This window comes from Terriglobales bacterium (assembly GCA_035454605.1).
Taxonomy (GTDB): domain Bacteria; phylum Acidobacteriota; class Terriglobia; order Terriglobales; family Acidobacteriaceae; genus DATMAB01.
The window spans coordinates 1-9,746 of record DATIGQ010000210.1; the positions used below are offsets into that span (position 1 = coordinate 1).

Below are 9,746 nucleotides of genomic sequence, written 5' to 3' on the forward strand. Positions count from 1 at the left end.
CGCTCCCGCCCGCGGCATCAGACGATAGGTGGGCGTCTGGCCGGTGCTCACCGGACCGCTGAAGACTGCCGCCTGCTCCGTATCGCCGAAGCTGTTGTACTTGGTCGTCGCCACCACGTCGGGAATACCCACGCCGTCCACGTTACCCACCCCGACCTTGAATCCGAACATCAGCGCGCCCGGCAGGGTCAGCGTGACGTAGCTTGAGGGATCGAAACTCGGCGACAGTACCGGGCCCGGAAAGACATAGACGCGCCCGGCCTCGGAAACACCATCCACTTCACCAGCGCTCTGGCCGATGACCAGGTCCGCGGAAGCATCGCCGGTCACGTTCCCGATGGCTACCGCCCCGAATTCGCTGTTCTTCCTGCGGTTCGGCAGCGGGTCCACGATCACGACCTTTCGCACGAAGCTGCCGCTTTCGAAACGGTAGATCACGGTAGTGCCGGGATTCTTGTTCCCATGGATGCCCTGCCCGGAAGCGCTGACAGCCAGCTCGTCTGTCCCGTCTCCGTCCAGATCGCCCAGCGCCACAAAGCTGCCGAAGAACGCTGCCAGAGCGATGTCCGTTGGACGGTCAAGCTGGATGCGACTGTAGGTGAGCTGGCCGCCCGACATGTTGCTGAGGAACACGAACGCCCTCTCGCTCAGCCCGTTAGTCATGGCGAAATCCGGGATTCCGTCGCCGTTCACTTCGCCGACACTGAGAAGGCCACTTCCCAAGTCACTCGCCACTACGGAGGCCGACAGGCGCTGGCCCGTCACCGGATCGAGCAGGAAGTTGACCACGCCCGTCCCCTGACCCGCAACCGCCATGACCACGATCGCATCCACGCTTCCATTGCCATCCAGGTCGGCGGCACGGGCGCGGACGGCTACTCCGAAGCCTTGCGACGTGAATTCACCTGTGCCATCAGGGTTGGTTCGCTGCAGGCCCTCCACCACCACCCAGCCCGCAGGCGTTCCCTGCGTGGCGCAGGTGCTGTCCTGGCCGGTCCCCTTGGCCAGCACGCTGAACAGTTCCGTCCCCTTGCCGATGCGGCCATCGGAGTTGCGCACCTTGATATCGAACTTGGCGATGGTGGCGGTGTCGGCGACGGTGATGTTCGCCACCAGAGTCGTCGCGCCGACAAAGGTCGTGCTGTTGACCGTGATGCCGTCGGCGTCATCCGTGCCGCTGAGCACGAAGCTGGCTGCCGCGCCCTTCTTGAAGCCCTTGCCGCCGATGGTCACGTTCAGGTTTACGGTGCCCTGTTCCGCGGCCGGTGGATCGGCGGAGTTCACCTGGAGCTGCTGCGCTGGGGCGGCCGAGACCGCCGAGACGATGAGAACCACGAGCCCAAGGTTGCGCTGCCATGCCGTCCACGCTCTCTGCTGCATCACCCTACCCTCCACGCCCTGGAGACGCCTCACCCTGGGCTCTCTGTCAAGCCTTACGGACGGCCCGGCGCTTTTTCCGCCGGAATTCCGCCCTGTATATCACGGTTTGCCCCCACCAGAACGAACGGGGCCCAGTAATACGGATGCCGGTAGCGGCCGGGGCTGGCCAGCATCCGGCGCTGCACCGCCGCCAGCGCCGCGCCGCCCTTGGCCGGCAGATGTTGATAGAAATCCGTCATGAATTGCGAGGTCGAGCGGTCGTTCACCTGCCATAGCGTCGCCAGCACGGAAGTTGTTCCCGCCTCCAGGAACGCCTCCGTCAGTCCCACGAAATCGTCTCCGGCCGGGACCTCGCTGAAGTACCCGCTGCCCAGGGCGGTTTCACAAGCGCTCAAGGTGACCAGGCCCGCGTGTAAGCGCAGTCCCAGGATCTCGTGCACTTCGAGGCGCCCGTCTTCCACAGCATCCGGCTCCAACTGCACTCCGGAGAACATGGGGTTGATCTTGTTGAAGAAGCCGTGGGTTGCCAGGTGAATGATCCCGTAGTCGCCGGCCAGCCGCTTGAAGCTTCCTTCGGTGGCCCGCCTGCCCACCAGCGCCCGCGCTTGCCCCGGGAAGCTGGCGCGGATGTCCTCCACCTCGCGGGTCGCAAACGCCAGCCGCGCCTGGGCCGGCGCCATGGCTAGCAGTCGCCCATCCACAGCCTGGGCGCCGGCTCCCGTCGCCCACGCGCTCGCGGACGGCAGATACTGGATGTCGTAGTCCTCCACCAGGAAGCGCGCACCGGAGTCGGTGGCTCGCGCCAGCGCGGCGAACGGCAGGTAGTGCAGCACGCCGTGCGGAACCAAATACAGGCTCCGGTATCCCTCCAGCCCGCCTCCCGCTTCCACCGGATCGATCAGGCTTTGTCGCAGCGATTCCGCCGGAGCCCGCCACTGCCCGCCCTTCCGGCGGCCGAGCAGGTCGCGGAACAGCTCGATGCGCGCCTCCAGTTCCTCTACCGGCAGTTTCGTTGAAGTCGTGCGCAGGCGCTCGCGGGTCAGCACGAAGATCAGCACCGCGTCACGCGTCACCACGTATTCCAGCAACGCGGCATCCGCGGGCAGGCTCTGCCGGATCTGGTCTTCCCGGGCGACGGCAACCGGCCCGCTCCGCTGCCCGCGCCGCAGGTCGTCGAGCAGGTTCTGGTACTCCCGCTGCGCCGCCTGCAGCTCCGCCGAGAACACCGCCGCCGCCCGCTGCCGGAACTGCGAACCCTTCGCTGTCTCCTCCTCGATGGCCTGGCGCAACCGCCGTATGCGCAGCCGCAACTCCAGCTCGCGCTGCGACGTCTCTGGCGCCGCGCCTCCCTCCAGCGGCGCCAGCCTCCCCTGGGCCCGCAGTTTCTCCGCGAAGAAGAATGCGTCGCCGCTGTGGCCTTGTTTGAGCAGCAGCCGGATCAGCGCCACGTACACCTGCGACTTGTCCTGCAGGTACCCGGAGCGGTAGCGGTCTTCCTGCAGTTGCGCGTGCACGCTCTCGATGATCTCGACCGCCCGCCGGTAGGCCGCGATGGCCTCCTCCTCCCGGCCCAGCGCCTCCAGCGTCTGTCCCCTCCCGTACTGCACCTGCCAGTTCAATTCCGGATTCCCGATGGTTCCCGCGACCTTCTCCGCTTCCGACAGGCGCTCCAGCGACGGCTCGAGCTGCCCCTGCCTTCGCAGCAGGTCAGCCAGCAACAGCAGGGCTTCGCTTTCCGTCGGAGCTGCGGACTGATTCCGCGCGACTTCCAGTGCCGCCTTGGCGCTGGCCATCGCGTTCTTCGTATCTCCCTGCTGGCGTAATGCCTGCGTGAGCCGCAAGTAGCTGGTGGCCAAAAGATCCTGGTTGCCGGAAGCGCGGCTGCGCTCCAGCACATCCCGGTAGAGGGCCGCCGCGCGCTCGTGCCGGCTGCGCTTGGCTTCCAGGTCGCCCAGCGCCAGCAAGTTCGCCGTGACCCCTCGCGCATGCCCTATGGAGCGCGCCAGTTCGCTCGCCGTCGTGAAGTCGTGCTCGGCCGAAAGCAGATCGCCCAGCATCAGGAACACCGCGCCCCGGTCGCTCAAGCCCTCCACCCATTCCCGCTTCAGCCCGGCGGCCTCGTACACGCGTAAGGCCTTGGCGTATTCCTCCAATGCCGCGTTGAATCTTCCCAGCCCCACCAGTCCCGAGCCCAGGCCTTTGTGCAACTCGGCTTCTTCTTTTTTCATCCCGGCTTTGCGCGCCATTTCCAGGGCACGCTCGAACTGCGCCTGCGCCTCCTCCAACCGGCCCATGCCCAGGTAACAGAAGCCGATGTTCCCCAGGTCCTGCACCATCGAAGGCTTCAGATCGTTGCGCTCCCCCATGGCCAGCGACTGCTGGTAGTACTCCAGCGCTTCGCGGTAGCGTCCCAGCAGCAGGCTCACTCCTCCGATGTTGCCCAGGGCATCGCTCTCGCCCCGCTCGAAGCCCGCCGCCCGATGCAGTTCCAGCGCATGCCGATAGTTCTTGAGCGAGCTTTCGTAGTCTCCCTGTTCGTCGTTCACCAGTCCCAGGTTGTTCGCCGACGCCCCTTCCAGTTGGCGGTCGCCGATCTTGCGGGCGATCTCGATGCTCTGCTCTAGGCGCTCCGTGGCCTTGGGATAGTCCCCCATCTCCCAGAACAACAGTCCCAAATGGCTGAGCGTTCGCCCTTCTTCCGCGCGGTCGCCCAGCTTCTGCTTCATGGCCAGCGCCTGTTCCAGCATCTGCCGGGCGCGCTCGTAGTCTCCTAGCCGCTTGTAGCAATTGCCCATCAGGCCGATGGTGATGGCTTCTCCCCGGCCGTTCCCCGCCGCGCGAAACGCCGCCAGCGCCGCCTCGAATTCCGGCAACGCGGCTTGCGCGCCTTGCTCGGCGTAGGTCTGGCGCGCCTTGGCCAGGAGCTCATCGCCGCCACTGGCAGGTGCTTGCGCTCCCGCGCCGGGCACGGCCAGCGCCAATGCGCAGAGCAAAACAACGGACTGGACTGTCTTGGCCAAAGGGTTGTTAGGCAGCCCTTTACCGCACGCGGAACGACACGGCCTGCGTGCGAATCAGCTTGCCTTCCGGCAGATGCGCCCGCACCCACACGAAATAGGGGCCCGGCTTCAGGCCGGCCTCTGCCGGTACTCGGACTCGTTCCTGTTCGACCTTGCTGCTCCACACCAACTGTCCGCTGGGATCGGTGATCCGCACGTCATAGAACAACGCCCGCGGGACTGCCGCCCACCGCAATTCCAGATTGGCCGCATCCAGCGCGGCTCCGGGCCTCGGCTCGAGCATCCGCGGTTCCGTCCAGGAGCGCGTCGGGCTGCGCGTCTCTCGCACCGGAGGATTCGCCCTGGTTTCTGTCGTCACCGCCGGCGGAGTTGGCGCGACCGCCTCGGGTGCTTGCTGCCGCACCACGGGAGCCTCCGACGCGACCTGCGGTATCGGCGTCTCCCGCATCATCAGGACCGACGCGATCACCACCACGCCCGCCACTGCGGCCACCGCCGGGCTCCACTTCCACACCAGCGGCGCCCAGGACCACCGCTCGCTCCCCGGCCGCCGCACGCGTTCCAGCAACGACGCCGGCACCGCAGGCAACTCGGCGTCTTGAATCTCCAGCAGAAACGCCACCTGCGCCAGGCAGTGTTCGCAGTTCGCCACGTGGGCTTCCACTTCGTTCTGCTGCGAACCTTCCAGGCGTCGCTCGAAGTAAGCCGCCAGCCGCGCTTCGTCCGGGCAGCTTCGTGTGCGCTGCGGTGCCGGGTTGGGGGAAGGAATGCTCATTGGCTTTGTGTCCTACCCATGTGTACGGACGTCCGCGCCCGTTTTCCGCTTCTCCCTCATTCCAGCTCCCTTCTCAGCTTGTCCAGGATGGTGCGGATCCTCCGGTCGGCCGTCTGCGCGTCGGGAAGGCCGGCGAACTGCGCGATCTTCGCCAGTGTCGCTCCCTGCCCGAAACGCAACTGCAATAGCAGGCGCTCTGCCGCCTCCAGCTTCGCCAGGCCTCGCCCCAGCCTCTGCCACTCCTCCGCCGAGATGGCCCAATCCTCCGGCCCCGGAGCTGGGTCGGCAACCTCCGTCTGCGTCTCTTCCTCGGCGTCCAGCGCCACCGTATCGGTGCGCTGCGCTGCCAGCAGCCACTGTTGCCTCGGACTCAGCGACTGCCGCACCTCCGCATCCATGCGCTGCACCTCTTCCTGGTTCAGTTCAGGAAAGCGGCCGCGCAGTTCCAGGCACACCTCGTCCAGCGAGCGGCCGTCTTGGTAACGCAGCCGGTAGATCTCCTGGTGGAGGGAGGAAAGCCGTCCCACCGACTCGAACGTGCGCTGCCTCCCGTATTGTTTGCGGTGCCAGTCCAGCGCCAGGTTCCTCACCACTACCCGCAACCAGGTGACAAAGCTGGTCTCGCTCTCCGGCCGGTACTGCAGCAGCCGGCGGTAGCCACGCGCGCTCAACTGCTCGCAAACGAAGACGAAGCAATCCGCTGCCCGCTCCGGGTCCCAGATGGTGCGCCGTACCGCCTGCAGCAGGATGGCGCCGTAGTTCTCCAGGAACTCCACCCAGGCCTCTTGCGCTCTCGCGGAGCGCAACTCCTGCTGCCACGCCGCTATGGAAGGATCGCCCATGCTCGCATCTGCGAAACCAGCGCCTCTCCCCGGCCGAAGTTCTGCGGAGTCTAGAACGAATACCCCGACAAGCAAAAGGGGCTTCGTACTTCACAGTTCACAGTTCACCGTTCTCAGTTCATACTGCTGCTTCATGTCTCGCAAGCATGTTTTTGCCACTCTTGTCGTCTTTGTCATCCTGGGCGTGCTCTTCTATTTGCAGTTCCGCTCCTGGCAGACCTTCGACTGGGGCGTCTTCTGGATGCAGACCCGTGGGGCCGACCTCCGGCGTATCTTCTTCGCCGTCCTCCTCATCTACTGCGGCTATATCATTCGCGCCTTGCGCTGGAAGATTTTCCTGCGCCCGGTGTGCCGCGCCCGCACCCGCGATCTCCTCCCCGCCACCGTCATCGGTTTCGCCGGGCTCGCCCTGCTCGGCCGGCCCGCCGAGCTCATCCGTCCTTATCTCATCGCCCGCCGCCAGCAGCTTCCTTTTTCCTCCCAGGTGGCGGTCTGGATGGTGGAGCGCATCTTCGACACCGGCTCCTTTGCCGTCCTCGTCACCCTCACCATTTTCTTTGCGCCCAGCCTGCGCCCTCTTCCCTACTTTGCGCAGTTCACCGTGTTCGGATACTTCCTGGTGTTTGCCGTCCTGGGCATGATCACCGGGGCGTTCCTCTTGTGGCGCGGCAGCGAAGGGCTGGCCGCTTGGGTGGAGCGTCGTTTTGTCCGCTGGGCTCCGCATCTGGCCCACACCGCTGCCGACCGCGCCCGCGCCTTCGGCCGCGGCCTGCATACCATCCACGACCGGCGCTCGTTCTTCCAACTCGTCGGACTCTCTCTCTTCCTCTGGCTGATGATCGCCCTCGCCTACCGCGAAATCGCCCACGCCTACCCTGAGCCCTTGCGCTCCATGACCATCCCGCACGTACTGCTGCTGATGGGATTTGGCATCGCCGGCTCCACCATCCAGTTGCCCGCCGTCGGCGGGGGCACGCAACTGGCCAACATCGCTGCTCTTGCCCACATCTTCGGAGCCCCACCCGAGCTCGCCGTCAGTTGCGGCATCATGCTCTGGCTGGTGACCTTTGTCGCCATCGCGCCCGCCGGCTTCCTCCTCGCCCGCCGCGAGCATCTCTCCCTCCGCCAGCTCGAGGAGAAAGTCGAAGAAGAAGCCCGGGAGCAGGTCTGATCTGTGATCTTCGATCTGCGAACGCAGCGACGGTCGGGTTCGCGAGGGAAACGGGCTTCTAGAGTTCTTGCGGCGCCGCCTCTACCGGTGGCGGATAGGCCAGCTTGGCCAGGTCGTCGTGGGTGATGCCAGCAAGCTGCTCGAGCACGGCCTCGGTGAACTCCGAGGTGGAGGCCGTGCCGCCCACGTCGCGGGTGATGTGCTGCTTGGCGCGATAGACCTTCTCCAGCGCCAGGCGGGCGCGGTTGGCGGCCTCGGTTTCGCCCAGGTGGCGCAGCATCAGGATGCCGGATTGCAGCACCGCCGTGGGGTTGGCCATGTCCTTGCCCGCAATGTCGGGGGCGGACCCGTGCACCGCCTCGAACACGGCCGTGTCGGTGCCGATATTGGCTCCCGGCACCAGGCCCAGCCCGCCCACGAAGGCGGAGCACAGGTCGCTGATGATATCGCCGTAGAGGTTCTCCATCACCAGCACGTCGTACTGGTAGGGATTCATCACCAGTTGCATGCAGGTGTTGTCCACGATGTGCTCGCCGTAAGTGATCTCGGGGAATTCCTTGGCCACGGTGCGCGTGCAGCGCAGGAAGAGGCCATCGGAGAGCTTCATGATGTTGGCCTTGTGGATGGCGTGCACCTTGTGCCGCTTCTCCCGGCGGGCGTACTCGAAGGCGAAGCGCGCGATGCGCGTGGACGCCTTCTCGGTGATGATCTTCAGGCTCTCCACCACGCCCGGAACCACCTCGTGCTCGATGCCGGAGTAGAGGCTCTCGGTGTTCTCGCGCACGATGATCAGGTCCACGCCGGGATAGCGCGTGGGGATGCCGGGCAGATTCTGGATGGGACGCAGGTTGGCATATAGGTCGAGCTTCTTGCGCAGGGCCACGTTGATGGAGGCAAAACCGCCGCCGATCGGCGTCGTCACCGGTCCTTTCAACCCGACGCGCGTGCGCCCAATGGAGTCCAGCAGCGCCATGGGCAGGTACTCTTTGTATCTTTCGTAGGCCTCGGCGCCGGCGTGAAACGTCTCCCAGTCGAACTTGACTCCCGTGGCTTCCAGGATCCGCACCGTGGCCGAGGTGACCTCCGGGCCGATGCCGTCGCCGGGAATGAGTGTGACCTTGTGTGCCATAAACGGTTGCGAGTACCGAGCACCGAATTTCGAGCTAGCTATATTTACGTCTTGGCGGCCGTGCGCGGGCGCGCGGCTCCTTCCTTCGACTTCAACAGGTGCTTGAGTTCGGCCATGAACTCCTGCACATCCTTAAAATCCATGTAGACGCTGGCGAAGCGGACGTAAGCGACCTTGTCGATGCGCTTGAGGCGGTTCATGATGAGCTCGCCGATCTCGCTGGCCTTGCGCTCGCGCTCCGGGGAGTCGATGACGAAGCCTTCGGCTTCGTTGACGATCTGCTCCAGCTTGCCGATGGCCACCGGGCGCTTCTCGCAGGCGCGCAGCAATCCGTTGAGCACCTTCTGGCGGTCGAACTTTTCCCGGCGGCCGTCCTTCTTCACCACCATGTACGGAATCTCGTCGATGCGCTCGTACGTGGTGAAGCGCTTCTCGCACTTGAGGCATTCGCGGCGGCGGCGGATGGACTCGCCTTCCTTGGACTCGCGCGAGTCCACCACCTTGTCGTTCTCGTGACCGCAAAAAGGACATTTCATCGTCAGCCGCTCGCTTGCAGCCTGAGGCGCGGGGGAATTGTAGCAGGGAGCAAGAACACGATTGAATCATTGAATCCATCGTCCGGGCACACGGGTTGCGTTTGGATGAGCGCCGTCACCTGCGCAGCAGGTGCCAGGCGTCGCGGAAGCGCTCGAAGCGTCCGCCGCGAGTGGGGGGCCGGCGGGGAAACACGGTCAGGGTCTTGCGCGGTGCGAAGGCGCGCACTGGAATCACGTACCAGGTTTCCTCCGGGCCGATATAGGCGGCGAGAAAATCCACCTCGCCGGGCCGGTAGGACCGGTGGCCCGCAGGCCGGAAGCACGACACGTGATAGCCGCGACAGTGGGGCGTTGCGGACGACTTCACCTGCACACGGTGATAGCGCCCCTTGCGGCCGACCAGAAAGTCGTAGGGCAGGTTGTCGCCCCAGGGCTTGGAGACTTCCAGGCCGTGGGACGTGGCCTCCAGCAGGAACCGTATCTCCACCAGCTCACCCTGGGCTTTGGGCGAGCGGGGCATAGGCGCGGAGGGTGCTCCCTCCACCAATAGATTATAGCATAGATGTCAAGTGGCAATAATAGATATTGTCTCGTGGCTATTGGCTCTGCTGAGTGCCGAATGCTGAGTGCTGCCTTCACGACACGAAGTAGATATCCGGCTTGTCCACCACGCCCGCCATCTTCATTACCTGCGGCACCATGGGGGAGGAGACAAAGCCACGCGCCTTGTCCACGTCGGTGACCTCGAAGAGGATGAAGACCTCGTTGGCATTGTCGAAGTTGCGCAGGACGCGGTCCACGCGCAGACCGGCCTCGCGCTGAGCCTCGGCGTGCGAGTCGAAGACCTGCTTCCAGGCGTTGAAGTCGGCAACCTTGTGGCGGACGAGCATGAG

Annotated in this window: 9 protein-coding genes; 1 reads left to right on the forward strand and 8 read right to left on the reverse strand. The window is 65.2% G+C overall.

The annotated features are described in order from the left end of the window. The 4 genes from VLE48_14865 to VLE48_14880 all read right to left on the reverse strand — a co-directional run. A partial coding sequence (locus tag VLE48_14865) for a VCBS repeat-containing protein (GenBank protein ID HSA94292.1) occupies positions 1 to 1,380 on the reverse strand: 1,380 nt, incomplete at its 3' end. Positions 1,381 to 1,433: 53 nt separating this feature from the next. Beyond that, complete coding sequence (locus VLE48_14870; protein ID HSA94293.1) at positions 1,434 to 4,400, reverse strand: tetratricopeptide repeat protein; 2,967 nt, start codon at positions 4,398 to 4,400, stop codon at positions 1,434 to 1,436. Positions 4,401 to 4,419: 19 nt separating this feature from the next. Next, the gene (locus VLE48_14875; protein ID HSA94294.1) at positions 4,420 to 5,175 is read right to left on the reverse strand and encodes a zf-HC2 domain-containing protein; all 756 of its coding nucleotides are present in this window, start codon (positions 5,173 to 5,175) and stop codon (positions 4,420 to 4,422) included. Positions 5,176 to 5,231: 56 nt separating this feature from the next. After that, entirely contained in the window at positions 5,232 to 6,017 is a 786-nt protein-coding gene (locus VLE48_14880) for a sigma-70 family RNA polymerase sigma factor (GenBank protein HSA94295.1), read from the reverse strand. Between the two features lie 133 nt (positions 6,018 to 6,150). Between VLE48_14880 and VLE48_14885 the strand changes: the two genes are divergently transcribed. After that, positions 6,151 to 7,188, forward strand: a complete 1,038-nt coding sequence (locus tag VLE48_14885; GenBank protein ID HSA94296.1) for a lysylphosphatidylglycerol synthase transmembrane domain-containing protein — start codon at positions 6,151 to 6,153, stop codon at positions 7,186 to 7,188. Between the two features lie 58 nt (positions 7,189 to 7,246). On the opposite strand, the gene VLE48_14890 is transcribed toward VLE48_14885, so the two are convergent. From VLE48_14890 to VLE48_14905, 4 genes are all read right to left on the reverse strand, one after another. Continuing rightward, the gene (locus VLE48_14890; GenBank protein HSA94297.1) at positions 7,247 to 8,317 is read right to left on the reverse strand and encodes an isocitrate dehydrogenase (NAD(+)); all 1,071 of its coding nucleotides are present in this window, start codon (positions 8,315 to 8,317) and stop codon (positions 7,247 to 7,249) included. A 44-nt stretch (positions 8,318 to 8,361) separates the two neighbouring features. Then, entirely contained in the window at positions 8,362 to 8,853 is a 492-nt protein-coding gene (nrdR, locus tag VLE48_14895; protein ID HSA94298.1) for a transcriptional regulator NrdR, read from the reverse strand. 115 nt (positions 8,854 to 8,968) lie between these two features. After that, a complete protein-coding gene (locus VLE48_14900) occupies positions 8,969 to 9,373 on the reverse strand; it encodes a group I intron-associated PD-(D/E)XK endonuclease (protein ID HSA94299.1) in 405 nt (134 codons plus the stop codon). A gap of 115 nt (positions 9,374 to 9,488) precedes the next feature. Next, on the reverse strand, positions 9,489 to 9,746 hold a 258-nt coding region (locus VLE48_14905), incomplete at its 5' end, for a hypothetical protein (protein HSA94300.1).

Coding starts and splice junctions, on each gene's coding strand:
- VLE48_14880 (HSA94295.1), bottom strand. CDS start 6,017: ATGGGCGATCCTTCCATAGCGGCGTGGCAGCAGGAGTTGCGCTCCGCG.
- nrdR (HSA94298.1), bottom strand. CDS start 8,853: ATGAAATGTCCTTTTTGCGGTCACGAGAACGACAAGGTGGTGGACTCG.
- VLE48_14885 (HSA94296.1), top strand. CDS start 6,151: ATGTCTCGCAAGCATGTTTTTGCCACTCTTGTCGTCTTTGTCATCCTG.
- VLE48_14890 (HSA94297.1), bottom strand. CDS start 8,317: ATGGCACACAAGGTCACACTCATTCCCGGCGACGGCATCGGCCCGGAG.
- VLE48_14900 (HSA94299.1), bottom strand. CDS start 9,373: ATGCCCCGCTCGCCCAAAGCCCAGGGTGAGCTGGTGGAGATACGGTTC.
- VLE48_14875 (HSA94294.1), bottom strand. CDS start 5,175: ATGAGCATTCCTTCCCCCAACCCGGCACCGCAGCGCACACGAAGCTGC.